Here is a 25285-nt window from a genome sequence, read left to right as displayed (position 1 = left end):
CCAACCATGGCGACTTCCCACGTAGACCCGCACCAGAGGAGTCAGGACACCCGGCGACGCATCCTGGAGATGGCGCTCTCTCTCAGGGAGGACCGCCCCGGCGGCTCCGTGGACCATTTCCTCGCCCTGCTGCAGGACCGGCTCCCGCTCTGGCTCAGCATCCTGCACGGACTGTCCCACCGCATCGGCAGGGGCGGCGTCGCCGACAACCTCCTGCCCATCGTGCGGGCGGGCATCGACTACTACACCGATGTGCAGGCTGTGGCGCTGCCCGCGTTCACCTCGCCGTCCGTCACGGTCCGCTTCCGGCAGGCCGTACGCGATCACGGGCTCGGACCGATGGCCGAGATCCTCCCGCTGGCCGCCTACCTGGAGGGTGAGCAGCGCCTGGGACGGGTGGCCGCCGACGTCGATCCGGAGGGCACCGCCCGGCTACTGCTGGCGGGATGCTTCCACCACGCCTACATCGAGATGTTCATGGGCGCCGACGCTGGACCGTCACGGGACGCCGGCGCCCAGGAGATCGTCCGCGAACTCCGCCTCGAACCCACCCCGGCCTGACACTCCCCGACCGCACCGCCCACCCTCCCTACCAACCACCAACCACCAACCGCCGACCACGGCGTCCGTCGACCACGGTGTCCGTCGGGATCGGTGTCCGTCGGGATCGCAGGAGCCGGAGTTGCGGGCGTCGGGGATCGTGGGCGCCGAAATCGGAGGCCCCGGGTTCGCGTCCGCCGGGGATCGCTGACGCCGGATCCTGTCCGTCCGAGTCACGTCCGTCGGGGATCGCTGGCGCCCGAATCACGTCCGTCCAAATCACGTCCGTCGGGATCGCGTCCCTCGGGATCGCGAGCGCCGGAACCGCAGGCATCGCGGCTGTGAGCGCTGCGACCGTGAGCGCTGCGACTGTGAGTGTCCCGGCCCTGAAGTGTCGTGGTCGGGGACGCCGTCGGCGGCGGGTGAGCCGAGCTAAGCGGTCTGTACGGCGCTCCAGGTGTTCGGTACGGCCGTCCGGGTCCTCGTCTGGTCGAAGCGGTGCCAGATCAGCTCCACCACGGCCGGGTCGGCTCCCAGGGGCTCGCTGACCAGATCCGCGCCCGCCTCCGCCAAGCGGCCGTGGAAGAAGCCGGGCGCCAGCAGATACGAGGCGACCGCCAGGCGCGACGCCGGGCCCGACCCCACGCGTTCCACAACCTCGCCTGACAACGGACCCGACCCCACGCGTTCCACAGCTTCGCCTGGCAATGGAGCCGACCTGAGGCGTTCCACGGCCTCGTCGAGCGACGGGCTGCCCACCGAGGTGAACGCGGCCGTGACCGGGCGGCCCAGCCGTACCGCCAGCAGGTGGGCGGCGGCACGGACGTCGGCGAGCCCGGCCGGGTCCGAGGAGCCCGCCGCGCCCAGAATGACCGTGTCGGCGGGGCGCAGTCCCGCGCGCGCCAGCTTGCGGGCGAGCGCGGTGGTGAGCAGCCGGTGCGGGCCGAGCGGCGGCGCGACGAGCGCGTCGGGGCGGTGCTCGGCGACGACGTTCGGCAGATCGATGTGCACGTGGTAGCCGCCGGCGAGCAGCAGCGGCACCACGACCACGGGTCCCGGGACGGCGGGCAGCACGTCGGCCAGCAGGGGCGAGCTGATCTCCAGGTAGCTCAGCTCGACGCGATGCCGAGGCCGCGCCCGCCTGACCGCCGCCGCCAGGGCGGCCAGGGACCGCTCCCCCGCCGCGCTCCGCGTCCCGTGCGCGGCCAGCACCAACGTGGGCACGGCCGAACCGCCCCGCACAGACGCAGCCGACACCGACGCGCTCGAACCGACCTGTACGTACGCGACCGGAATCGGCGCGCCGGCAACGGGAGTGGCCCCCTGGGGCGCGGATGACGTCACAGGGGTGCCGTCTCGTGGCTGCAGGCGAGCCGGTAGCCCCGTTTGACCACCGTCTCGACGATCCCGGCGGGCCCCAGTGCGCGCCGCAGCCGGGTGATCGCCATCTCGACCGCGTGCTCCGCCGAGTCGCGCGACAGGCTGCCCGGCAGCACGGTACGCAGGTCGGTGCGCGAGATCACATTGCCGGGCTTGTCGGCCAGGCGCTTGAGCACGGCCATCGGCGCGGGCGGCAGCGGCCTGAGGTCGCCGTCGACGACCACCGCGTGCCCGCGGATCTCCAGCCGGTGCCCGCCCGCCACCAGCCGGGTGACGCCGTGTTCTGGCAGGTGCCTGGCCAGGGCCCTGGCCAGGGCGCCGAGGCGTGACCTGTCGGGCTGCAGGGTGGGTACCCCGCGCGTGACCAGCGGCCCGGCGGTGACCGGCCCGACGCAGGCCGCCACGACGCGGTCGCCGAACGCCGCCAGCAGCTGGTCCTCCAGCCCCTCGGCGCGGGCGGCGCCGAGCATGGCGTGTACGGCGGGCGCGCTGGTGAAGGCAACGGCGTCCACGGCGCCGGAGAGCGTCTGGGTGATGAGGCGGCGCAGCGGTGAGGGGTCGCGGTAGGGCAGCCACCGGTAGACCGGGATCTCGATCACCTCGGCCCCGGCCTCCCGCAGCGCCTCGACGAACTCCGTCAGCGGCTCGCCGTGCTGCTGCACCGCGATGCGGCGCCCGCGCAGATCCTGGGCGAGGAGGTACTGCTTGACCTCCTCGCAGGACTCGGTGGCGGGGGTCCAGTGGTCGTTCAGCCCGGCGGCGCGCACCGCTCCCCTGGCTTTGGGGCCGCGGGTGAGCAGGCGGGCCCTGGTCAGGTGGTCGGCCAGGTCGGCGGACAGGCCCCAGCCCTCGGCCGCCGCCATCCAGCCGCGGAAGCCGACGCCGGTGGTGATCACCACGTCGTCCACCGGGCCGGCCAGGCTGAGCCGGGTGGCGGCCAGCAGGTCGGAGTCCTCGGAGAGCGGCACCAGCCTGATGGCGGGCGCGCTCACCACCCGTGCGCCGCGCCGTTCGAGCAGCGCGCCGAACTCTTCGCGCCGCCGGGTGGCGGTCACGCCGACGGTGAAGCCGGACAGCGCGTCCGGCGCCGTCTCCAGCTCACGCGCCGGGTCGTCTAGGGGGAGCGCGTTCACGCGAACACCCCCCGTGGCGGTGGGCTTGGCCGGGCCCCGAGCGCCCGGCCAAACATCACAGGTCCATGAGCCGGAAGTGAGATCACAGAGTAGATAGTGCTTTCGGGCGGTTTCGCCGCTGGGTCCCCCTTGTTACCGCTGTGCTACAACCCAGAACCGCTACCGCTCCGCCGCAACCCAGAACCGCTCCCGCTCTGCCGCAACCCAGGACCGTTACCGCGATGCCACAACCCAGAACCCTGGCGGTTGATCCCGAAGGCGGATGGGAAGCACCACCCCAGACCACGCGACCGATCGGGGAGTTGCGGTGACAGTCCGCCCTATCCGCATGTTCAGCGATCCGGCGCTCCGCTCGGTGGCGGCGCCGGTTCACGACTTCGACCGCGAACTCCGGGGGCTGGTCAAGTCCCTGACCGCGACGATGCGCGCGGGAGCCGGCCGCGCCGGGCTGGCCGCGCCCCAGATCGGGGTGCCGCTACGCGTGGTCGTCTACTCCTACGACGGCAAGTCGGGATGCCTGGTCAATCCGCGACTGGAGCTGTCGGAGCGGCGTGTCACGGCTGACGAGGCGTGCCTGTCGGCGCCGGGCCTGTGGTGGCCGCTCGAACGTTCGTACATGGTGACGGCTCGGGGCCGCGACGCGTTCGGCAAGGGCGTGACCGTACGGGCGCTGGGTGTGCTGGCCAGAGTGCTGCAGCACGAGGTCGACCACCTCGACGGCGTGCTGTTCAGCGACCGCCTCGAGGACGGCGAGCGCCAACGCTTTCTCGCCGAGGTGATGCCAGGATGATCTCCCGCCGCTGCGACGGGTCGGTGCCGCCCCAGACGCCGTAGGCCTGTCCGGTGCTGAGCGCGTAGTCGAGACAGGGCTCACGTACGGGGCAGTCGCGGCAGACGACTTTGGCGCGCTCCGCTTCCGCGTGACCCAGCCCCTCGGGCGAGATCGGGAAGAACAATTCCGGGTCTACGACCAGGCAGGCGGCCTTGTGCGACCAATCTATTGTCATCATGCCAAATGGCCCTACCCACCACTTTTCCGGTCATACATCCTTCCCAGATCAGTCGGCATACCGGTGCGGGATCCTCACCAACGGCTCCAGCCCACCAGCGGTGACCAGACCGCGGCGCCCGTGCTCGCGCGAGCCGCCTCGCCGGCCTGGGCGACGGCGCCCAGTACGCGGTCCGCCACGTCGGACAGGTCCTCGGCCACCTCGGCGGCCTGCTGGATCTCTTCCCTGCGGGTCTCGCCGGTCGGCACCAGGATGCCCCTGGCCCCCGCCGCCCTGGCCGCCTCCATGACCCTGCCGATGTCGCCCACCACGACGCAGTCGCGCGGGCTGACGTCGAGGACGGCCGCCGCCCTGATCACCAGGCCCGGCGCCGGCTTGCGGCAGGTGCAGCCGTCGGAGTCGTCGTGCACGCAGATGGCCCACGCGTCGAACGGGCCGAGGAGCTCCTCGACCCTGGCGTTCACCTGATCCATCTCGTCCGGCGTCAGCAGCCCCTTGGCCACGCCCGACTGGTTGGTGACGACCGCCACCGGCACGTCGGCCCGGCGCAGCCGTACCAGCGCCTCCAGCGCGCCCGGCATCGGCTCGACCCTGGCCGGGTCGCCGTTGTAAGGGACGTCCTTGATCAGGGTTCCGTCCCGGTCGAAGAGCACGGCCCCGGGACGTCGTTGTTCGAACACCGTTCACCTCCGTCGCGCTGTCAGCCAGCTACCCGAGGACCCCCTCCACAAACAACTACATAGCGTGACAAACCACTAGACGTTCGACCTGTTTTCGCAGTTCAGAGGTACGGATCAGGTTTAAGAGCCGCTTCTCTCGGTAGCCACTCCCTCTACGTAGGAAGGTGATGAGGTCAACACCAACCTGAACACGGCTGAACGGCCCACGGTGGTGACGCGCTGGAGAGGCGCCGAATCTGGGCGGCGCGGGCGGATTTTCGCGCTCGCGCGGGCGGCCGGTTGCGAATTACCGCTCGATGATCAGGGAAAACTCGCTGTCCGGCGCCCCCTCCCGGATATCGGGCACGTAATCGGGAACCTTATAGATACCGGCACAGGCGCCGGCGAAGGCGCGTATGTAGTGGTGCACACGGGGACGTCAGCACCCGCCAGGACCTGGCCTGCCGAAGGGCATCGGCAAGCGGTCCTGGGGCTGGCCGAAGACGGGCACCGGGTCGTCGTGACAGGCAAGGAGCGCGAGCTCACCACCTATGTCGCCCACAATGTCGCGGTCGACCTCGGCGGAAGAACAACGCTTTCACAGCTGGCAGCCCTCATCGAGCGGGCCGGCGTGTTCGTGGCGGGAAAAACCGGCCGCGCGCACCTGGCAGCCGCGGTCGGTACGCCTGTCGTGAGCCTGTTCGCCCCGGTCCTCCCGTCTGCCCGGTGAGCCCTACGGAGTGCCCTCGGTGTCCAGCGAGCCCCGGCCGGGACACCAGGGCACGCGAGTGTCCGGTCCCCCGGCACTCATGTCTGTCACAGATGACAAGCGAGCAGGTGGTCAAGGTAGTGAGGGAGCTGACCAGTGAATGTCGATCTGATCTCTGAACACGCGGACCCCCTGGCCGCGATCGGCAGCGTCGACTCAGGTGGCCAGAACGTCTACGTCGCCGCGCTGGCCCTCGCGCTGGGAGAGCGCGGGCACACGGTCGTCGTCCACACCCGCCGCTCCGATCCGGCCCAGCCGGACTCGGTGCCCCTGGCGCCCGGCGTCACGGTCGAGTACGTCACGGCCGGGCCCGCGGTTCCGATCTCGAAGGACGACCTCCCGCTGTACATGCCGGAGTTCACCGACCGCCTCGCCGACCGCTGGGCCGTGCGCCGGCCCGACGTCGCGCACGCGCACTTCTGGATGAGCGGCCAGGCGGCCCTGCAGGCCACCGAGGACGTACCGGTGGTGCAGACCTTCCACGCGCTGGGCACGGTCAAGCGGCGCTGGCAGGGCCCCGCGGACACCAGCCCCGCGCACCGCCTCGCGACCGAGCGCGAGATCGGCGCCCGCGCCGACAGGGTGCTCGCCACCTGCGGCGACGAGGTGAACGAACTGCGCGCGATGGGCGTGCCCGAGCAACGCGTCGCGGTCGTGCCGTGCGGCGTCGACCTGACCGAATTCTGCCCCCGGGGCCCGGTCGCGCCGCGCGTGGCGGTGGGCGCCCGGCGCCCGATGGTGCTCAGCATCGGCCGCCAGGTGCCACGCAAGGGTGTCGACACCGTCGTCCAGGCCATGCGCGGGCTCCCCGGGGCCGACCTGGTGATCGCCGGCGGGCAGCGGGACGGCGAGGAGGCGGCGCGGCTGCGCGAACTGGCGGCCGCGTACGGCGTCGGGGACCGGGTGTACGTGATCGGCAGCGTCCCCCGTGAGCGCGTCCCGGCGCTCATGCGCTCGGCGGACGTGGTGGCCTGCGTGCCCTGGTACGAGCCGTTCGGCATGGTGGCGGTCGAGGCGATGGCGTGTGGCGTGCCGGTCGTCGCCTCCGCGGTCGGCGGCCACCTCGACACGGTCGCGGGCTGCGGCGTGCTGGTGCCGCCCCGCCGCCCGCGCGCGCTGGCCAGGGCCCTGCGCGACGTGCTCGCCGACGAGGGCCGGCGCCGGGCGCTGGGCGCGGCCGGGGCCCGTCGTGCCCAGGAGAGGTACGGCTGGGCCCGCGTCGCTCAGCAGACCGAGGCCGTGTACGCGCAGGTGATCGACGGCAAGGTAGGCCGCCTCGCCGCGTCGTCCGTCTAGAGCGCCACACCCAGCAGGGCGTCGGTCAGGTCGCGGACCAGGGCCGGCGCCGCCGGGTCCGAGCCGCCCTCGGACAGGGCCCGCTCGACCCAGGCGTCGACGGCGGCCAGCGCGCCCGGGGTGTCGAGGTCGTCGGCGAGCCGTTCGCGCACCTCGGCCAGCAACGGGCCCGCCTCGGGCGCGGTGGCGAGCCCGGCCGCCGAACGCCACGTGGCCAGCCGGGCCTCGGCCGCGGCGAGCTGCTCCGGGACGTACTCCCAGTCCTCGCGGTAGTGGTGGGCGAGCAGCACGAGCCGGATCGCCATCGGGTCGTGCCGGCCCCGCAGCTTGGAGACGAAGACCAGGTTGCCCTTGGACTTCGACATCTTCTCGCCGTCGAGCGCCACCATCCCGGCGTGGGTGTAGAACTTGGCGAACGGCCACTCCCCGGTGGCCGCGTGCCCCTCGGAGGCGCCGCACTCGTGGTGGGGGAAGATCAGGTCGGTGCCGCCGCCCGCGACGTCGTAGCCGGCGCCCAGGTTGTCGAGGGCGATCGAGGTGCACTCGATGTGCCAGCCGGGCCGGCCGCGGCCGAGCGTCGACTCCCATGACGGCTCGCCGGGCCGCTCGGCCCGCCACAGCAGCCAGTCGAGCGGGTGGCGCTTGCCGGGCCGGTCGGGGTCGCCGCCGCGCTCGCCGAACAGCTCGACCATCAGCTCCTCGCTGTAGCCGGACACCTGCCCGAACTTGGGCGCGTCCGCCACGCTGAAGTAGACGTCGCCGTCGAGGTCGTACGTGACGCCCTTGGCCCCCAGCTTGGCGATCAGCTCGGCCACCCGCTCGACGACCTCGGTCACGCCGACATACTCGCGCGGCGGCACGATGCGCAGCGCCTCCATGTCGGTGCGGAACAGCTCGATCTCCCGCTCGGCCAGGTCCTGCCAGCTGACGCCGGTCTGCTGGGCCCGCTCCAGGAGCGGGTCGTCGACGTCGGTGGCGTTCTGGGTGTAGTGGACCTCGTGGCCCGCGTCACGCCAGACCCTGCCGACCATGTCGAAGGCCAGGTAGGTGTTGGCGTGGCCCAGGTGGGTGGCGTCGTAGGGGGTGATGCCGCAGACGTACATGCGGGCGGTCGGACCCGGGTCGCTCTGCCGGACCTGCCCGGCCGCCGTGTCGTAGAGCCGCAGTGGGACGCTCTCACCGGGAAGCGCGGGAATGGCGGGGGCAGACCACGATCTCATGCCTTTGAGCCTATCCGTCCAGAATCAGCGGTCAGGTCCGTGAACTCGTACGTCACACCCTCCGCCGCCAGCGTGACCAGGGTCACCGACAGCGAGGCGAAGACGCGGCCGTCGGGCAGCTCGTGCCGGATGATCAGGGCGGCCGGGTCGGCCGAGGGGGCGGCGGCGATGAGCTCGCGCCAGTCTGCGGCGTCCTCGAAGCGCGGCCGGAAGGCGGCCACCCGTTCGTGTTCCGGGTTGAGACCGGTGTTGACGATCATGCTGGTGCCGTCGGGCACCTCGGAGGAGCCGAGCCGTTCCCCGTCCCAGCTGAACAGCCGCACCCGTGTCAGGTCGGCGAGCAGCAGATGGAAGGGGTCGTAGCGGGTCAGGTCGACATCGGGCAGGTCGTTCGCCGCTACGGCGAGCAGCGGCAGGTCGCCGCGGGAGATCTTGGTGGCCTCGGCCGCGGGCCGGCCGCGCCCGTTGAGGAGGGCGGCGGCGCGACGCCGGGCGGGGTCGACGGCCAGCCAGGTGCCGCCCGCCTTGAGGTCGCGCCCGCCCAGCACGCCGGGGTGTTCGGGCCAGTGCTCTCCCGGCCCCTCCCAGGGCCGGTCGGCGAACTCGTCTCGCACGCCCATCAGCGTCAGGGGCTGACCCGTCTTCACGATCACCGTGCACATAGGGCAAAGCGTAGTAAACGGTTTTCCATGGGCGGCCAGGGGATGGCCAGTTGAGCCGGTCGGTCTACATGGGCGGCCAAGGGATGGCCGGCCAGTCGCGGGAGGGGTAGGGGTGCAGGCCGGTTTCGAGCAGCTTCCTGATCCGATTCCAGGTCGCCTCGACCTCGGCGAGTGTGAGCAGCTCACGCAGCCTGCGGCCGAGCTGACCCGACTCGATGTCGCGCTCCAGCTTGGTCAGCGTGGCCACGGCGTCGCGGGCCAGCGGCTTGCCCCGCCACTGCCAGAGCACGGTGCGTAGTTTGTCCTCGGCGGAGAAGCAGACGCCGTGGTCGACCCCGTAGACGTGGCCGGTGGGCAGCGGCAGCAGGTGGCCGCCCTTGCGGTCGGCGTTGTTGACCACCGCGTCGAACACCGCCATCCGGCGCACCACCGGGTTGCGGCTGCGTACGAGGCGCATGAGGTCGACCTCACGCTCGGTGTCGATCCAGAGCTGGCACATCCCGGGACCGAACGGGCCCTCCCGCAGGACGGTCGGCGGCACGATCTGCCAGCCGGTCGCCTGGGAGACCTCGAACGCCGCGACCTCGCGGGCGGCCAGCGTGCCGTCGGGGAAGTCCCAGAGCGGGCGCTCGCCGCGTACGGGCTTGTAGACGCAGGCGGCGGTGCGCGAGCCGAGCGTGATCGAGCAGTAGAGCGTCATGTTGGTCGCCTCGACGAGGCGGCCCGCGACTTCCAGGCTGCCGTCGCGGAGCAGCTTGAGCGCCCCCTCGTCCTCCATGGGCGACGGGTGCGACGGCGGCCTGGTAGCCGGCTCGCTCTCCGGAGCGCTCATGATGTCGCCTCACCCCCGCGATAGCCGTTGAGACGGACGCAGACGTGTCCCTCGGGGTCGAGTGGCTGCCCGCAAAGGGGACAGGCCGGTCGGCCCGCAGCGACGAGCTGGAGCGCCCGCTGGGTGAACGCACGGGCGACCCCGGCGCTGATCCGCACCCGCAGCATGGCGGGCTCGGGTGCTTCGACGGCTTCCTCGTCGATGATCTCCTGCGCTTCGATCACCACCTGTGAAGTATCGGGATCCCAGGCCAGTGCCATGGTGCCGACCCTGAAGTCCTCCGTGACAGGCACCTCTAGGGGCTTGTCGTCCGTCAGGTCGGCGGGCGCCATGGCGGGCACGTGCGCGGTGCCCCCGCTGCGGCGCAGCACCTCGTCGAGCAGCTCGTCCAGCCTGCCCGCGAGCGCCGCCACCTGCAGCTTCTCCAGCGCTACCGTGGTCAGTCTGCCCTCGGCTCTGGCCTGCAGAAAGAAGGCTCGCGCGCCCGGTTGCCCCAAGGCACCGGCCACGAACCTCTCTGGTGGGTCGTAGTCGAAGACCGGCATAGCCTGACCTTACGTGGTTCCGGGTCCACCGCCGACGGCGGCATCGCTCCCGGAGAGTTTTTCTCCCCCGTCTTTCTCCTCCGAATCCTCGGGAAGCTGCAATTCCCCCATATCGTTAAGCCTGAGAACAAAGGGGCGCAAGGGGGCATAGCGAATGACGGTGAGAGCTCCGGGATCTGCAGTTATCCGCTGAAACTGATCCAGGTGGAGCCCCAGCGCGTCGGCGACGATGGCCTTGATCACGTCTCCGTGGCTGCAGGCCAGGTAGACTCCTTTCTCCCCCAGGCGTTGATTCCACTCCCGTACGGCGGCCACGGCCCGGTGTTGCATTTCCGTCAAGGCCTCCCCTTCCGGAAATGTCACCGCACTGGGGTGCGCCTGCACCACCTGCCACAACGGCTCCTTCGCCAGCTCCTTGAGCGGCCGCCCGGTCCACGCCCCGTAACCGCACTCCACGAACCGTTCATCGGTCTGTACGGCCATGCCGCGCCCCTCGGCGACGGCCAGGGCCGTCTCCTGGCAGCGTTCGAGCGGGCTGGAGACGATCGCGTCGAGCCGGACGCCCGCGATGCGCCCGGCCAGCGCCGCGGCCTGCGCCCGGCCCGCCTCGCTCAGGTGCACTCCTGGAGTGCGGCCGGCCAGCACCGGCCCGGTGAGTGCGGTGAGCCCGTGGCGGGCGAGAAGGAGGGTGGTCACCGACCAAGTGTCGCAGGCGTGGATCACGGCGTTTGACGCACCCGGGCGGTAACCTGGCGGGATCATGGAGCAGCGCTATGTCGGCCGGAGCGGCCTGTCGGTGTCCCGTCTGGGGCTCGGCACGATGACCTGGGGGCGTGACACCAGCGCCGACGACGCGGCGGCGCAGCTGCGCACCTTCATGAGCGCGGGCGGCACCCTGGTCGACACGGCCGACGTCTACACGGGCGGCGACGCCGAGCGCCTGCTCGGCCGGTTGCTGCGCGACTCGGTGCCGCGCTCCGAGCTGGTGATCTCGACCAAGGCGGTGGTGACGCCGTCGGGCCGCCGGCCGCGCGACGCCTCAAGGCGCCATCTGATCGCCGCGGTCGACGACTCACTCAACCGCCTGGGCCTCGACTACATCGACCTGTGGCAGCTGCACACCTACGACGCCGAGGTGCCGCTGGAGGAGACGATGGCGGCGCTCGACGCGATCGTCTCCTCGGGCCGGGCCGTCTACGCGGGCGTCTGCGACTACGCCGGCTGGCAGCTGGCCGCCGCCGCGGTCATGCAGCGGTCGATCCCGGGGCGCATCCCGATCACCTCCGCCCAGGCCGAATACTCCCTGCTGGCCCGCGAGCCGGAGCGCGAGCTGCTGCCCGCCGCCGAGCACGTGGGCGCGGGCGTGCTGGCCTGGTCACCGCTCGGCAGGGGGGTTCTGACGGGGAAGTATCGGACGGGTATCCCGGCCGATTCGCGGGCTGCTACGCCGCATTTCGCCGATTTTGTCCGCCCTTATCTCGACGAACGCAGCCGTCGTGTGGTCGAATCCGTGATGACCGCGGCCGACGGGCTCGGGGTCTCGCCGTTGGCGGTGGCGCTCTCATGGGTACGCGACCAGCCGGGCGTGTCCTCCGCTATCGTCGGTGCCCGTACGCACGCTCAGCTCGCCGGCGCACTGACCGCCGAGGACGTGGTGTTGCCGCGAGAGATACGTGAGGCCCTGGATGACGTGTCGTCGCTCGACTGAGGGCGAACGAGAGTCATGCTCGCGTGTCACGCGTCGATACCGAATCGCAACTTTAGCCGGAAAACGCCTGCGACACACCGCCGATGTCCATAAAGATTTCCTCCGTAAGCGACGCAGGAGGGGACGGATGGGCAGCAGGACCGCGATCTCGGCTGGAGCTCTCGCGCTGGCGCTGGCCGCGATCCCGGTCGTCTCCTCGCCCGCGCTGGCCGAGGCGGCCGACTGCAAGCGCGGCGACGGGCTGCTGTCCGGAGTGACGAACGGCCTGTGCGACGTCGTGGAGGCGGTCACCGGCACGGTCGACAGCCTCACGGGCGACACGCTCAAACCTGTGACGAAGAAGGTCGACGGCACCGCGGACGATCTCCTCGGTACGGTGGGCGACGCGGTCCCGACGGCGATCCCCACCAGGTCGGGGCAGCCCCAGCCGACTCCGTCGGACGACCTGCTGCCCAACACCCTCAGCGAGGCCTGCCTCCCGGTGCTGGCCTGCGAGCATGACGGCCAGCCGCACAACAAGGACCCCGAGCACGTCCTGGAGACGCCGGATCCCCACGACTCCGCCAAGCCCACTCCCACGGCGAAGCCGAACAAGCGGGAGAAGAAGGAGTCGACGACGACCCTCCCGACGGGCGGCCCGACGCCACCCGATACCGAGCCGCACCAGCTGGACACGAACGCCGACCCGATCAAGATCCAGACCGCCGACACCGACGAGCCCCGCATCGACCTCCTGTGGCCCAACCCCTTCGCCCAGGACCTCACGGCTCCCCTGCGCGACCAGCCGATCATCCGCCCGTCGAAACCCGCCTCGGACGTCCTGGGCACCTCGTTGACGATCGCCCTGCTGACCTCGGCGATCCTGGCGACCCGCATCGTCCAGCAGCGCCGCCAGCGCACGGAGCAGCCGGACTCGATCCCCTTCGAACCGGCCAGAGCCAACAACGGCCGCCGCCACCGCCTGGCTTAGCGCCCTGCTCGACAGCCGTGGCGGGCGCGAGCAGATTGATCTTGTACTCCACGATCAGCACCTCCGCTGTCTCCGGGAACAGGGTGAGTGCCGCGTAGCCGCCGCGGTGGCCGCCAGATGCCCGATCAGCAGGCCGCCCACCGCCGGCAGCACCGTGCGATGCCGCAGCCCCGCCGCGATCGCGTAGGCCCAGTCCGCCCCTGGCGTCACCACGAAGGCCGACGACACCGCCCGGCGCCTCAGCTCCAGACACGCTGTCGCGCGGCGAGGCCGACCTGATCTGCCGGCGCGGGGTGTGGCTGCTGCACGGTGCAACTCCACCACGGCGAAAGTGCGGTGCTGCCACGCCAGGCGGGACACGACGGTGGCCGCCTGATCGCACAACAGCACCGCCGCGGCCAGCGCGTCGGCCTGGGCCGATGTTGGCGTGAGCCGCAGCTGCACGATCGAGGGCAGGCCGTGGCGTTTGGTGGCGGAGCGGCGGATCGCCATCGCGCACCTCCTGTCACAGTTGCCTCACCCACCGCACACATTACCGAACGTGACCAAGGCTTTCCATACTGTTTTCGAAAGGAGGGGTGGCGGCTTCCTCCCTGCCCTGAAGGACCGGGTCTCCGCGCCACCATTCAGATGAAGAGCGTCGTGGAGAACCGGCCCCCCGCCTCTGCGAGCCGCCGGATAGGAACACCTTCACGCAAACTACGCATAAGCTTCCATTTCATGGCTTTGGGTGGAGGAAGGGGCGAAACCGCGTGACCGGCGCTGTAGATCGTGGGGTGAGAATCTCGCGACGCGCGCAGGCTGTCGCGCCGTTCTTCGCGATGGAGTTCGGCAAGCACGCCGCGGCGCTGGAGTCCCAGGGGCATCACGTCATCAAGCTCAGCATCGGCGAACCGGACTTCGGCGCGCCCCCGGCCGTCCGCGACGCGATGCGCGAGGCCATGGACGGCAGGCCGATGCCCTACACGGCGGCGCTCGGGCTGCCCGAGCTGAGGCAGGCGATCGCCCGGTTCTACCGGAACGAGCACGGCGTCGAGGTCGCCCCTTCCCGCGTCGTCGTGACCGCGGGAGCCTCGGCCGCCTTGGTGCTGGCCACCGCGGCGCTCGTCGACACGGGCGACGAGGTGCTGATCGCGGACCCGTCGTACCCCTGCAACCGGCAGATCGCCGAAAGCTTCGGCGCGCACGTCACGCTCGTCCCCGCCACCGCCGAGACCCGCTTCCAACTGGACGCGGCATCGGTGAAGGAGAACTGGACGGACCGGACCCGAGGGATCATGATCGCCACCCCGTCGAACCCGACGGGCACCTCGGTTCCGGCCGGCGAACTGGCCGCGATCTGCGAACTCGCCCGCGAGCGTGACGCGTGGCGCCTGGTCGACGAGATCTACCTCAACCTGAGCGACCACGATGAGCGGGGCCGGCCACCGCGGAGCGTGCTGTCGTTCGATCCCGGCGCCATCGTCATCAACAGCTTCTCGAAGTACTTCGGCATGACCGGCTGGCGACTCGGCTGGTGCGTCGTCCCGGAGATCCTCGTACCGGCGATGGAACGCCTGGCCCAGAACTACTTCCTCTGCGCGTCCGCCCCCGCCCAGCAGGCCGCTCTGGCCTGCTTCACCCCCGAGTCCCTGGCGGTCTGCGAGGCACGCCGCGTCGAGTTCGCCGAGCGGCGCGCGCTCGTCCTCGACGGGCTGGCGCGGATCGGACTGCCGGTTCCCGTCCCGCCCGACGGCGCGTTCTACGTGTACTTCGACGTCGGCCACACCGGGCTCACCTCCTGGCAGTTCTGCGAGCGCGCGCTGCGGGAGGCCCACGTCGCCCTCACCCCGGGCAGGGACTTCGGCGTCCACACGGCGGAGACACACGTCCGGCTCTCGTACGCGGCGCCAGCGGACGATCTTCGCGAAGGACTCACCCGGCTCGGGAAGTTCGTGGCCACCCTTCAGTGAGCCGCGCGGCCGGCGAGCGACGCGTCACAGGTTGAAGGTGATGTCGTCTTGGTCGCCATGTTGAGGCCGTAGCTGCCGTAGGGTGGCGCGGTTGTCGACGTACGCCTGGTGGAAGAGTTCGGGGTCGTGGGCGGCGAGTTCCCGGTACAGGTCGACCGCTTCCTGTACTACCCGCAGTTGCTCGTCGTGCTCACCCACCCGGTCCAGCGCGGCCGACAGGTTGCCCAGGGCTTCGCCGAGGACACGGCGGTGGGCGGGGTTGCCGTCCGCCAGCTCACGGCACAGGCCGGCCGCTTCCCGTGCCACCCGCAGCTGCTCGTGGTGTTCACCCACCTGGTGCAGCGCGAACGACAGGTTGGCCAGGGCATCGGCGAGGTCAGACCGGTAAGCGTTGCCGTCCATCAGCTCACGGCACAGGCCGACCTCTTCCCGTGCCACCCGCAGTTGCTCCCCGTGCTCACCCACCCGGTGCAGCGCGACCGACAGGTTGCCCAGGGCTCGGCGGAGGGCGGGCCGACAACCGGGGTTGCCGTCCGCCAGCTCACGGCACAGGCCGACCGCTTCCCGCGCCACCCGCAACTGCTCGCCGTGCTCACCCACCCGGTTCAGCGCGGTCGTACATTCGATCAGGGCCTCGGCGAGGTCGAATCGGTGGGCGGAGTTGCCGTCCGTCAGCTCACGGCACAGGCCGACCACTTCCCGCGCCACCAGCAGCTGCTCGCGATGCTCACGCACCCGGTTCAGCGCGGCCGACAGGTGGATCAGGGCGTGGGCAAGGGTGGGCCGGAGGGCGGGGTCGCCGTCCGCCAGCTCACGGCACAGACCGACCGCTTCCCGCGCCACCAGCAGCTGCTGCTCGCGATGCTCACCCGCCTGGTGCAGCGCGCCCGCGAGCCTGATCAGTGATCGGCCGAAACCGGGCCGGTGGGTGGGGTGATCGTCCGCCAGCCCGCGTCGCAGGTCGACCTCTTCCCGTGCCACCTGTAGCTGTTCGCGAGGGTCACCCGCGCGGTGCAGCGCGACCGACAGGTTGCCCAGGGCTCGGCCGAGGTCGCGCCGATAAGCGGGGGCACCGTCCGCCAGCTCACGGCACAGATCGACCGCTTCCCGCGCCGCCAGCAGCTGCTCGCGAGGCTCACCTGCCCCGTTCAGCGCGACCGACAGGTTGCCCAGGGCATCGGCGAGGTCGAATCGGCGGGCGGGGGTGCCGTCCGCCAGCCCGCGCCGCAGGCCGACCGCTTCCCGGGTCACCAGCACCTGCTCCCTGTGCTCACCCACCCGCTCCAGCGCGGCCGCGAGGTCGGTCAGGGCGTCGGCGAGTTCAGGTGGGGTGCCGGTGGCGCGGGCGCCATGCAGGCGGCGGCGGGTCAGCGTGAGGGCGCAGCGGGGCAAGGCGTACGCGGGGGTGAGCCGCAGAAGCCGGGTGGTGGTGTCGGGGTCGAGGTCGGCGGCGGCAAGGGCGGTGGCGGTGGTGTGGTCCAGCTCGCGACGGTTCGTGGCGGTGGTGAGGGCGGCGTAGATGGCGTGGCGGGCCAGCCGTACCGGGTCGCCGCCCAGCAGCTGCTCGAACAGCAGCCGGGCGGGTGGGTGATGTTCGCCCGCGCGGGCCAGCAGGGTCAGGATCCGGGCGGCCTGCTCCTCGGTCGGGTCGTTCAGCAGGTGGCGGGCGAAATGGCGGTCGCCCTCCGTACGGGTCAGGCTGGTGGTGATGAACCAGTCGGCCAGCAGGTTCGGGCCGAGACGTACTCCCGCCCCTGTGGCGGGCGGGTAGAGAGAGTGAGCCCAGCGGACCAGGTTGGTGACCCGTTCGGCGGGGGCGTCGGCCAATTCAGGGACGCGCCTCAGCACCCCGATGGCGTCCGGCTCATCGGCGGGGGCGAACAGGGCCAGGGCGGCGACGATGCGGGCCAGCAGCAGGTCGGTGACCGGGCCGACCGCCCACCGGTCCAGTGCGGCGGTGCCGCGCCACCAGCGTGCCTCGTGCTCGAACAGTACGCCGGCGACCTCGTCCAGGGGCGCGGGTGAGCCGGTCGGCGCGGCTTGGCGCAAAACCGTCACCATCGCCTGGGTCAGCACCTCGACCATGGTCTGGCCCTCCCGGACCGGCGCGATCGTGTCCGAGACCGGGGGCGCCGGCGTCGCCCGCGCGGCCGCGAACGCGCGGACGGCCTCGCCGTACCAGCGGATCAGGTCGGAGGCCTCCCCCAGCGGCAGCAGCGACATCACCGGGGCGCTCTTCACCAGCAGGGCGTGTTGTTCGGGGAGGTGAGATTGCAGCGCCTGGCCGAGTTCGACGCCGTGCCGGGTGATCAGCACCACCCGCAGCCGGGCCCGCCCCTCGTAGCGCGCCAGTGCGCCCAGCAGGCTCGCCAGGTCGGTTCGGATGTCGGCGTTGTCGACCAGGACCAGTACCTGGGAGTCGGCCACCGCCGCGGCCGCGTCGACCAGGTCGGCGGCCTTGCCCTCGCGCAGCCAGCCGGCCACCCACCCGTCCGCGGCGGCCTCCTGGGCGGCCCGTAACGCCAGCCGGGTCTTGCCGCACCCGCCCGGCCCGTCCACCACCAGCAGGCCCGGCACCGCCTCCTCCTGGCACCAGGCCCACAACCAGTCCCGCTCGCCACGCCGCCCCCAGAAGGGGGTGGGGCACGACTGGGGCAGCAGCAGCTCGAACACGCTGCGCTCTCCGCCGGCCGGGCCCTGCGGGTGGTGGATCAGCGGGTCCAGAACCAAGTGCAGCGCCTCGATGGCCGCGGCGGCGTCCTCGGCTCGGGTCAGCACCACGCCGAAGTACGATCCGCTGGCGCCGGCCAACGCGGCCGCCACGACCGCGATCAGCGCCCGCCACACCAGCGGCCACTCCCCCGGCACCACCAGGGGCAGGACCCCGGCACCGATACTGGCCACCGCGCCCAGCACCCACGGGTTCTTCAGCCGGCTGAGCGTCTTCAGCCTTGCCGGGTTCTTGAGCCAGCGCCCCATCGCACCAGCATCCGCGCTCGCCCGCCCTCCATGCCAGGGCCTCACCATGACAAGCCTCAGCGAAATAAGCCTCAGCGAAATAAGAAGGGCGACGCCTGTGCGGCGTCGCCCAACGTACTAGCCCGTTCAGCCTGGTATCACGCGCCGATCGCGTGAGCGCCACCGTCCACATGGACGATCTCGCCCGTGGTGGCGGGGAACCAGTCGGACATCAGCGCCACGCACGCCTTGGCGGCGGGGACCGTGTCGGACAGGTCCCAGCCCAGCGGGGCGCGCTCCGGCCAGCTGTCCTCGAACTCCTTGAAGCCCGGGATCGACTTGGCCGCCATCGTGCGCAGCGGCCCGGCGGCGACGAGGTTGACGCGGATGTTCTGCTTGGCCAGGTCGCGGGCGAGATAGCGGTTGCACGACTCCAGGCCCGCCTTGGCCACGCCCATCCAGTCGTAGACCGGCCACGCCTTGCTCGCGTCGAAGTCGAGGCCGACGACCGCGCCGCCCTCCTTCATCAGCGGCAGGCAGGCCACGGCCAGCGACTTGTAGGAGTAGGTCGAGATGTGCAGGGCCGTGGCGACGTCTTCCCAGGTGGTGTTGAGGAAGTTGCCGCCCAGGGCGCTCTGCGGGGCGAAGCCGATGGAGTGGACGACGCCGTCGAGGCCGTCGACGTGCTCGCCGACCCGGTCGGCCAGCGTGTCGAGGTGCTCGGTGTTCTGGACGTCGAGCTCGATCACCGGCGGTGTCTCGGGCAGCCGCTTGGCGATGCGCTCGACCAGGCTCAACCGGCCGAACCCGGTGAGCACCACGGTGGCGCCCTCCTCCTGGGCCAGTTTGGCCACCGAGAAGGCGATCGACGCGTCGGTGAGCACGCCGGTCACCAGGATCCGCTTGCCTTGGAGAATTCCCACGTCAGTGCCCCATTCCGAGTCCGCCGTCGACCGGGATCACGGCCCCGGTGATGTAAGAGGCGTCGTCGCCGGCCAGGAAGCGGACGACGCGCGCGACCTCGCTCGGCGACGCCTGTCGCCCGAGCGGGATGTTCTTGGTGATGGCCTCGACGTCGAGGTCGGCCGTCATGTCGGTGGCGACGAATCCGGGCGCGACCACGTTGACGGTGATGCCGCGCGAGCCGTACTCGCGCGCCATGGACCGGCCGAAGCCGATGAGGCCCGCCTTGGAGGCGGCGTAGTTGGTCTGGCCGGCCGAGCCGGACAGGGCGACGACGGAGGAGACGAGGATGACGCGGCCGCGCTTGAGCTTCATCATGGGCCTGATGGCCCGCTTGGCCACGCGGTAGGCGCCGGTCAGGTTGGCGTCGATGACGTCGGTGAAGGTCTCCTCCTTCATCATCGCCAGCAGCGTGTCCTTGGTGACGCCGGCGTTGGCGACCAGCACCTCGACCGGGCCCTGCTCGGCCTCGACCTTGTCGAAGGCGGCTTCCACGTCGGACATGCTGGTCACGTCGCACTTGACGCCGAACAGCCCCTCCGGCGGCTCTCCCGATCGATAGGTGACCGCGACGGCGTCGCCGGTCGCGGCTAGTTCACGGGCGATCGCGAGGCCGATGCCGCGATTGCCTCCGGTGACGAGTACAGAGCGTGCCATGACACCTGACGCTATCTCCTACCGGCGGGTATGCACTTGTCCGGGGGATACAAGATCGCAGGGTTAGGATCGTGGACATGCGCCAGATCGATTCCGATTTCCTGGAGCTGCCGATGCGGCAGCTGGCGGACGCCGCCCTGCAACGCGCCCGTGACCTGGGTGCCGAGCATGCCGACTTCCGGTTGGAACGCGTGAGAGCCGAGTCGCTCAGCCTCTACGACGCCCGGCTCGAAGGAGCCATGGACGCCGACGACCTCGGCTACGCGGTCCGCGTCGTCAAGGGCGGCACGTGGGGCTTCGCCGCGGGCATCCATCTCACGCCCGAGGCGGCCGCCAAGGTGGCCGAGCAGGCCATCCGGGTGGCCGAGGTGAGCGCCCCGATCAACCGGGAGCCCATCGAGCTGGCCCCCGAGCCGGTCCACGCCGAGGTGGTGTGGGTCTCCGCCTACGACGTCGACCCGTTCGAGGTGCCGTCGGCGGAGAAGGTGGCGCTGCTGGCCGACTGGTCGGCCGGGCTGCTCAAGGGCGCCGACCACGTCTCGGCCCGGCTGCTCCAGGTCAAGGAGCAGAAGTTCTACGCCGACACGGCGGGCACGGTCACCACGCAGCAGCGGGTACGCGTGCATCCCAAGCTCAACGCGATGAAGGCGGCCAACGGCGGATTCGACGACATGTCGACGATCGCGCCTCCGGTGGGCCGCGGCTACGAATACCTGACGGGCACCGGCTGGGACTGGGCCGATGAGCTGGCCCAGTTGCCCGCGCTGCTGGCGGAGAAGCTGGCCGCGCCCTCGGTGGAGGCGGGCGACCACGACCTGGTGATCGACCCGTCCAATCTGTGGCTGACCATCCACGAGTCGATCGGGCACGCCACCGAGCTCGACCGGGCGCTCGGCTACGAGGCCGCCTACGCGGGCACCAGTTTCGCCACCTTCGACCAGCTCAACGAGCTCGTCTACGGCTCCCCGGTGATGAACGTGACCGGCGACAGGACCGTCACGCACGGCCTGGCCACGATCGGCTTCGACGACGAGGGCGTGCAGGGGCAGAGCTTCGACATCGTCAGGGACGGCATCCTGGTCGGCTACCAGCTCGACCGGCGGATGGCGCTGATGAAGGGGTTCGGGCAGTCCAACGGGTGCGCGTTCGCCGACTCGCCGGGGCACATGCCGATCCAGCGGATGGCCAACGTCTCGCTGGCCGCCGCGCCCGGCGGGCCGTCGACCGAGGAGCTCATCTCGCGGGTCGAGCGGGGTCTCTACATCGTCGGCGACAAGAGCTGGTCGATCGACATGCAGCGCTACAACTTCCAGTTCACCGGCCAGCGGGCCTACCGGATCTCGCACGGCCGGCTGGCCGGGCAGGTGCGCGACTTCGCCTACCAGGCGACCACGACGGACTTCTGGCAGTCGATGGAGGCCGTCGGCGGGCCGCAGACCTACGTGCTGGGTGGCGCCTTCAACTGCGGCAAGGGTCAGCCGGGCCAGGTCGCGCCGGTCAGCCACGGCTGCCCGTCCGGCCTGTTCAGGGGCGTACGGATCCTCAACACCGTGCAGGAGGGTGGAAAGTGAGCGAGCAGCGATCCGGGGCGGGCCATGCCGGTCTGCCGGTCCAGATCTCTCCGCAGGACATGGTGGAGAAGGCTCTGGAGCTGTCCACCACCGACGGATGCGTCGTGCTCGTGGACGAGGGGTCCACGGCCAACCTGCGGTTCGCGGGCAACACGCTCACGACCAACGGCGTGGCCCGCTCCGCCCAGCTGACCGTGATCTCGATCGCGGGCCAGGGTGTGGGCGTGGTCTCCCGTGCCGCCGTACGGCCGGATCAGCTCGCCGACGTGGTGGCCGCGGCCGACCGGGCGGCGCGCGAGGCGCAGCCGGCCGAGGACGCGCGGCCGCTGGTCGAGGGCCTGCCGGCGAGCGCCTCGTGGGCGGAGCCGGTGACCCCGACCGACATCGGGGTGTTCGAACGGTTCGCGCCCGCGCTCGGCGACGCGTTCGCCGCCGCGGAAGCGGGCGGCAGGAGGCTGTACGGCTTCGCGGAGCACTCGCTGAACTCGACGTTCCTCGCCACCTCCAGCGGGCTGCGGCTGCGCCACGACCAGCCGTCCGGGCGGCTGGAGCTCAACGCCAAGTCGGCCGACCTGAAGCGCTCGGCCTGGACGGGCGTGGGCACCCGCGACTTCTCCGACGTGGACGTGGCGGCGCTCGACGCGTCGCTGGCGCAGCGCCTCGAGTGGGCCAAGACCCGGGTGGACCTGCCCGCGGGCCGCTACGAGGCCCTGCTGCCGCCGAGCGCGGTGGCCGACCTGATGGTCTACGCGTACTGGTCCGCGGGCGCCAGGGACGCGCTGGACGGTCGCTCGGTGTTCGCCAAGCCGGGTGGCGGCACCCGCGTCGGCGAGCGACTGGCCACGCTGCCGGTGACGCTCGTCAGCGATCCGGCCGCCCCGGGCATCGAGTGCGCGCCGTTCGTGGTCGCCCACGCCTCCAGCCGCGAGAGCTCGATCTTCGACAACGGCCTGCCGCTGTCGGCGACCGAGTGGGTGCGGGACGGGCAGCTCACGGCGCTGCGGCAGACGCAGTACTCGGCCGAGCTCAGCGGGCTGCCGGTCACCCCTTCGATCGACAACCTGATCGTGCGGGCCCCCGGCGACGGGCGCTCGCTGACGGAGATGATCGCCGGCACCGAGCGCGGCCTGCTGCTCACGTGCCTGTGGTACATCCGCGAGGTCGATCCGCAGACGCTGCTGGTGACCGGGCTCACCCGTGACGGGGTCTACCTGGTCGAGCACGGCGAGGTCGTGGGCGAGGTGAACAACTTCCGGTTCAACGAGAGCCCGGTCGACCTGCTGGGGCGGGTGTCGGAGGTGGGTTCCAGCGAGCAGACGCTGCCGCGCGAGTGGGGCGACTACTTCAGCCGTACCGTGATGCCCGCCATCAGGGTGCCGGACTTCAACATGTCCACGGTCAGCCAGGCGAGCTGACCCTTTCGCCGTAGCACCGGCTGTAGGGCCACGAGCGCGTCCGGGACTCACCTGGGCGCGCTCGTGGCCGTCTCAGCGGTGCTCGCGTGCTCGCCGGGGCCGTCAGGAGTCCTCGAGGCGGAAGCCCACCTTCATGCCGACCTGGAAGTGCGCCACCTCGCCCGCGTCGATGTGCCCGCGGACCTCCGTCACCTCGAACCAGTCGAGGTGCCGCAGCGTCTCCGACGCGCGTCTGATCCCGTTGCGGATGGCCTGGTCGATGCTCTCCCCCGACGTGCCGACGATCTCGGTCACCCGGTACGTACGATCCGTCATCTCCACACTCCTTACTCGAAGGCCATGATCGCATGACCGCTGCCGCCGTCCCTGGCCGCTGTCGCGGGCGGCGCACCCGGGGTCTACCGTGGATGTCATGAAGGGGTGGCGCAAGAAGCAGGACGTCCACCAGGTCACGGACGCGAAACCGTCGCTGAGCTCGGACATCCACCGGCGGGAGATCAGCTACCTCATCAAGATGGGGATCCGCACGCTGTGCCTGATCCTGGCCGTGGTCGTCCCGGTGCCCGTGCCGTACCGGCTGCTGTTCATCGCCGCGGCCGTCTTTTTGCCATACATAGCCGTAATCGGGGCCAATGAGAGGGGCAGGGATGCCCCTCCCCCTACCTTTCACACACCGGAAGCTAACCAAAGCGAGATACCAAGGCATCGACGCGAGATCGGGTCGTGACTAAGTCTTGACGCATCCCATGGGTTGTAGGTGTACGCTTTAGGCAAGCGCTCCGGTCCCCCGTCGGAGTGCTGGTGCCGGCGTTCCGGGCCCCCGTCGGAACGCCGATGAAGCGACGCCGGGTGGTTTGCCCCCGTAACCACCCGGCGTCGCCCTTTTCCTGGGGAAACTCTCACTCGGACGATCAGTCCCATGCCCCGGAACCCTGTTGGGTAGGGCCGCTTTCCCAAAATCGTTTACGCTCTGTGCCGCTCATTATTGTCAGGAAATTGGCAACTTTGAGCATGGCTTGACACCAACAGTTCGTTGGAGTGTCAACTCTCGGTCAGCGTCTCGGCCGTGGCCGCGCCCCAGTTCTTGGCGAGCGCGGTAATCCGGGCGACGGCGTCCTCGGGCGCGGTGCCGGCGCCCTCGGCGAGCCCCAGCAGATAGGCGGTCAGCGGCGCGGCGGGCCTGGCGACGCCGTGCGCCACCTCCTTGGTCAGGTCCAGGATCAGGTCCCGGTCGACGCGGGCCGGGTCGATGCCCAGCTCCTGGCAGGCCAGGGCGGTCCACTCGTTCAGCACATTCATGCGAGCCTCCTCTAGATCGTCCATTGTGTCGCAGTCGAACCACGGCCGGCCGGGCAGCGCGACGCGCGCGTGGACGAGCGGTCCGAGCAGTCCTCTCAGGGAGCGCCCGGAGTAGCCCTCCAGCGCTCGGCGCAGCCTCTCGGCAGGCCACAGGCTCAGCAGCCACTGCTCCCGCCCGCCGTCGTCCACCGCCACCACCCCGCCCCCGGCATGGCCGGCACCCGTATCCGAGGCGCGCAGCAGCTCGGCGAGGTGTCCGGCTCTGAGGTACGGGAGATCTCCGGCGAGCAGCACCACCCGGGGGGCCGTGACCTCGCGCAGCCCGGCCCGCAACGCCGGAACCGGCCCGCCGCCCGGCGGATCCTCCCGCGCGAACGACACTCCTGGCAGGGGGCGTTCGGGGCCGACCACGATCACCCTGCGGGCTCCGGAGACCGCCAGGACGACGCCCTCGATCATCGCCCGCGCCCCGACACTCAAGCCGGGCTTGTCCAGACCGCCCAGCCGCCGCGCCTGTCCCCCGGCCAGGATGACCGCGTCGTACTCTCCGCCGATCGTCACGCCCCCACGGTACGCACCCCGGCCACGGCTCTCGGTCGGCGGGGCAGCGCCCGCACCGCGTACGGATACGGGCAAGCAGCTCCGTACGGCGTACGGCTAAGAGGGCTAGCCGCCGATCGCCGACATCGGGCGGGACGGCTGGAGGAACGACGGGTCGTCGATGCCGTGCCCGGCGCGCTTGCGCGACACGGCGGCGATCCAGCGAGCGGCGAGTTCCTCGTCGGAGGCGCCGGCCCGCAGGGGTGTCTTCAGGTCGGACTCCTCGGTGGCGAACAGGCAGTTGCGGATCTGCCCGTCGGCGGTCAGCCGTACGCGGTCGCAGGCGCCGCAGAACGGGCGTGTCACCGACCCGATCACGCCCACCCGGGCGGGGCCGCCGTCCACCAGGAAGCGCTCGGCGGGGGCGCTGCCGCGATCCTCCAGATCGTCGGCCGTGAGGTCGAACGAGGCCGACAGCATCGCGAGGATCTCGTCGGCGGTCACCATGTTCTCGCGACTCCAGCCGTGCTGGGCGTCGAGCGGCATCTGCTCGATGAAGCGCAGTTCGTAGCCCTGGTCGAGGCAGTAGCGCAGCAGCGGCACGGCCTCGTGGTCGTTGATGTCGCGCATCAGGACCGTGTTGACCTTGACGGGGCGCAGGCCCGCCTCGTGGGCGGCGCTGAGCCCGGCGATGACGTCGTCGAACCTGTCGCGGTGCGCGAGCCGCTTGAACGTGTCGCGGTCGAGGGTGTCGAGTGAGACGTTCACCCGGTCGAGGCCGGCTTCGACGAGCACCCCGGCCAGCCGGGCCAGCCCGATGCCGTTGGTCGTCAGCGACACCTGCGGCCTGGGATCGAGCGCCACGGTGCGGCCGACGATGTCGGGCAGCTCGCGGCGCAGCAGCGGCTCGCCGCCGGTGTAGCGGACCTCGGTGATCCCCAGCCGTTCGACGCCGATGGTGACCAGCCTGACGATCTCATCGGCCGTGAGGAGCTGGGCGTTGGGCAGCCAGTCGAGCCCTTCGGGCGGCATGCAGTAGGTGCAGCGCAGGTTGCACTTGTCCGTGAGGGACACCCGTAGATCCGTCGCCACCCGTCCGAACGAGTCTCGCAACATGGCGTCACCTCCAATCCGTCGCCAGAGCCCAGCCTATGTCGGTCTTCCGGCCGCTCCCAAACCCGGCAACTCACCGGAGGACAACGCGGT

At 71.1% G+C, this 25285-nt stretch carries 26 protein-coding genes; 10 read left to right on the top strand and 16 right to left on the bottom strand.

All coding sequences use genetic code 11. The features are described 5' to 3' along the window. The first annotated feature begins 69 nt into the window (after positions 1-69). Positions 70-561, top strand: a complete 492-nt coding sequence (locus AB0B61_RS43650; RefSeq protein ID WP_358445523.1) for a hypothetical protein — start codon at positions 70-72, stop codon at positions 559-561. Between the two features lie 411 nt (positions 562-972). Here AB0B61_RS43650 and AB0B61_RS43645 read toward each other — a convergent pair whose 3' ends face one another. Together AB0B61_RS43645 and AB0B61_RS43640 are read right to left on the bottom strand one after the other, a co-directional pair. Continuing rightward, positions 973-1764: a CbiX/SirB N-terminal domain-containing protein gene (locus AB0B61_RS43645; RefSeq protein WP_358445521.1), complete on the bottom strand. Its 792-nt coding sequence runs from the start codon at positions 1762-1764 to the stop codon at positions 973-975. Between the two features lie 116 nt (positions 1765-1880). Next, complete coding sequence (locus AB0B61_RS43640; protein ID WP_358445518.1) at positions 1881-3053, bottom strand: uroporphyrinogen-III synthase; 1173 nt, start codon at positions 3051-3053, stop codon at positions 1881-1883. A 307-nt stretch (positions 3054-3360) separates the two neighbouring features. On the opposite strand from AB0B61_RS43640, the gene AB0B61_RS43635 reads away from it, so the two are divergent. After that, positions 3361-3843: a peptide deformylase gene (locus AB0B61_RS43635; RefSeq protein WP_358445515.1), complete on the top strand. Its 483-nt coding sequence runs from the start codon at positions 3361-3363 to the stop codon at positions 3841-3843. On the opposite strand, the gene AB0B61_RS43630 is transcribed toward AB0B61_RS43635, so the two are convergent. Both AB0B61_RS43630 and AB0B61_RS43625 read right to left on the bottom strand, forming a co-directional pair. Further along, complete coding sequence (locus tag AB0B61_RS43630) at positions 3782-4063, bottom strand: WhiB family transcriptional regulator (protein WP_358445512.1); 282 nt, start codon at positions 4061-4063, stop codon at positions 3782-3784. The genes AB0B61_RS43635 and AB0B61_RS43630 overlap by 62 nt on opposite strands. A 74-nt stretch (positions 4064-4137) precedes the next feature. Then, complete coding sequence (locus tag AB0B61_RS43625; protein ID WP_358445509.1) at positions 4138-4743, bottom strand: HAD-IIIA family hydrolase; 606 nt, start codon at positions 4741-4743, stop codon at positions 4138-4140. Between the two features lie 208 nt (positions 4744-4951). On the opposite strand from AB0B61_RS43625, the gene AB0B61_RS43620 reads away from it, so the two are divergent. Both AB0B61_RS43620 and AB0B61_RS43615 read left to right on the top strand, forming a co-directional pair. Further along, a complete protein-coding gene (locus AB0B61_RS43620; RefSeq protein ID WP_358445506.1) occupies positions 4952-5452 on the top strand; it encodes a glycosyltransferase family 9 protein in 501 nt (166 codons plus the stop codon). A 135-nt stretch (positions 5453-5587) separates the two neighbouring features. Further along, positions 5588-6787, top strand: a complete 1200-nt coding sequence (locus AB0B61_RS43615) for a glycosyltransferase (protein ID WP_358445504.1) — start codon at positions 5588-5590, stop codon at positions 6785-6787. Here AB0B61_RS43615 and mshC read toward each other — a convergent pair. From mshC to AB0B61_RS43590, 5 genes are all read right to left on the bottom strand, one after another. Further along, positions 6784-8007: a cysteine--1-D-myo-inosityl 2-amino-2-deoxy-alpha-D-glucopyranoside ligase gene (mshC, locus tag AB0B61_RS43610; protein WP_358445501.1), complete on the bottom strand. Its 1224-nt coding sequence runs from the start codon at positions 8005-8007 to the stop codon at positions 6784-6786. The genes AB0B61_RS43615 and mshC overlap by 4 nt on opposite strands. Next, entirely contained in the window at positions 8004-8669 is a 666-nt protein-coding gene (locus tag AB0B61_RS43605; protein WP_358445498.1) for an NRDE family protein, read from the bottom strand. Before AB0B61_RS43605 ends, mshC begins: the two co-directional genes overlap by 4 nt. A 64-nt stretch (positions 8670-8733) precedes the next feature. Further along, positions 8734-9501 (bottom strand): SCO1664 family protein, encoded by a 768-nt coding sequence (locus AB0B61_RS43600; RefSeq protein WP_358445496.1) that lies wholly within the window; start codon positions 9499-9501, stop codon positions 8734-8736. Beyond that, positions 9498-10046: a DUF3090 domain-containing protein gene (locus AB0B61_RS43595; protein ID WP_219528509.1), complete on the bottom strand. Its 549-nt coding sequence runs from the start codon at positions 10044-10046 to the stop codon at positions 9498-9500. Before AB0B61_RS43595 ends, AB0B61_RS43600 begins: the two co-directional genes overlap by 4 nt. Positions 10047-10055: 9 nt before the next feature. Then, complete coding sequence (locus AB0B61_RS43590; protein ID WP_358445493.1) at positions 10056-10742, bottom strand: MSMEG_4193 family putative phosphomutase; 687 nt, start codon at positions 10740-10742, stop codon at positions 10056-10058. Between the two features lie 64 nt (positions 10743-10806). On the opposite strand from AB0B61_RS43590, the gene AB0B61_RS43585 reads away from it, so the two are divergent. Both AB0B61_RS43585 and AB0B61_RS43580 read left to right on the top strand, forming a co-directional pair. After that, on the top strand, positions 10807-11754 hold the full coding sequence (locus AB0B61_RS43585) for an aldo/keto reductase (protein ID WP_357649448.1): 948 nt from the start codon (positions 10807-10809) through the stop codon (positions 11752-11754). Positions 11755-11881: 127 nt separating this feature from the next. After that, positions 11882-12724, top strand: a complete 843-nt coding sequence (locus AB0B61_RS43580; protein WP_358445491.1) for a hypothetical protein — start codon at positions 11882-11884, stop codon at positions 12722-12724. A gap of 54 nt (positions 12725-12778) precedes the next feature. Here the strand turns inward: AB0B61_RS43580 and AB0B61_RS43575 are convergent, their stop codons facing one another. Further along, positions 12779-13216, bottom strand: a complete 438-nt coding sequence (locus tag AB0B61_RS43575; RefSeq protein ID WP_358445488.1) for a hypothetical protein — start codon at positions 13214-13216, stop codon at positions 12779-12781. A gap of 284 nt (positions 13217-13500) precedes the next feature. Between AB0B61_RS43575 and AB0B61_RS43570 the strand changes: the two genes are divergently transcribed. Beyond that, positions 13501-14676, top strand: coding sequence for a pyridoxal phosphate-dependent aminotransferase (locus tag AB0B61_RS43570; protein WP_358445485.1), 1176 nt, complete (start codon positions 13501-13503; stop codon positions 14674-14676). Positions 14677-14700: 24 nt separating this feature from the next. Here AB0B61_RS43570 and AB0B61_RS43565 read toward each other — a convergent pair whose 3' ends face one another. From AB0B61_RS43565 to fabG, 3 genes are all read right to left on the bottom strand, one after another. Beyond that, positions 14701-17655: a hypothetical protein gene (locus AB0B61_RS43565; RefSeq protein ID WP_358445483.1), complete on the bottom strand. Its 2955-nt coding sequence runs from the start codon at positions 17653-17655 to the stop codon at positions 14701-14703. Positions 17656-17792: 137 nt separating this feature from the next. After that, positions 17793-18557 (bottom strand): enoyl-ACP reductase FabI, encoded by a 765-nt coding sequence (gene fabI, locus AB0B61_RS43560; protein ID WP_358445481.1) that lies wholly within the window; start codon positions 18555-18557, stop codon positions 17793-17795. Position 18558: 1 nt separating this feature from the next. Beyond that, complete coding sequence (gene fabG, locus AB0B61_RS43555) at positions 18559-19254, bottom strand: 3-oxoacyl-ACP reductase FabG (protein ID WP_358445478.1); 696 nt, start codon at positions 19252-19254, stop codon at positions 18559-18561. A gap of 77 nt (positions 19255-19331) precedes the next feature. On the opposite strand from fabG, the gene AB0B61_RS43550 reads away from it, so the two are divergent. Together AB0B61_RS43550 and AB0B61_RS43545 are read left to right on the top strand one after the other, a co-directional pair. Further along, positions 19332-20825: a TldD/PmbA family protein gene (locus AB0B61_RS43550; protein WP_358445475.1), complete on the top strand. Its 1494-nt coding sequence runs from the start codon at positions 19332-19334 to the stop codon at positions 20823-20825. A gap of 59 nt (positions 20826-20884) precedes the next feature. After that, entirely contained in the window at positions 20885-22240 is a 1356-nt protein-coding gene (locus AB0B61_RS43545) for a metallopeptidase TldD-related protein (protein ID WP_358445655.1), read from the top strand. A 102-nt stretch (positions 22241-22342) separates the two neighbouring features. On the opposite strand, the gene AB0B61_RS43540 is transcribed toward AB0B61_RS43545, so the two are convergent. Then, on the bottom strand, positions 22343-22555 hold the full coding sequence (locus AB0B61_RS43540; RefSeq protein WP_358445472.1) for a dodecin: 213 nt from the start codon (positions 22553-22555) through the stop codon (positions 22343-22345). Positions 22556-22652: 97 nt separating this feature from the next. Between AB0B61_RS43540 and AB0B61_RS43535 the strand changes: the two genes are divergently transcribed. Continuing rightward, positions 22653-22967 (top strand): DUF3099 domain-containing protein, encoded by a 315-nt coding sequence (locus AB0B61_RS43535; RefSeq protein ID WP_357958553.1) that lies wholly within the window; start codon positions 22653-22655, stop codon positions 22965-22967. Between the two features lie 314 nt (positions 22968-23281). Here the strand turns inward: AB0B61_RS43535 and AB0B61_RS43530 are convergent, their stop codons facing one another. Then, positions 23282-24100, bottom strand: a complete 819-nt coding sequence (locus tag AB0B61_RS43530; RefSeq protein WP_358445469.1) for an NTP transferase domain-containing protein — start codon at positions 24098-24100, stop codon at positions 23282-23284. A 105-nt stretch (positions 24101-24205) separates the two neighbouring features. Continuing rightward, complete coding sequence (gene moaA / locus AB0B61_RS43525; protein WP_358445466.1) at positions 24206-25195, bottom strand: GTP 3',8-cyclase MoaA; 990 nt, start codon at positions 25193-25195, stop codon at positions 24206-24208. Positions 25196-25285 lie beyond the last annotated feature (90 nt).

Origin of the sequence: Nonomuraea sp. NPDC049158, from assembly GCF_040648335.1 — a bacterium.
Lineage (GTDB): Bacteria > Actinomycetota > Actinomycetes > Streptosporangiales > Streptosporangiaceae > Nonomuraea.
The sequence above is the reverse complement of the archived record's forward strand: the minus strand, read 5'-3'. Positions and strand labels throughout refer to the sequence as shown.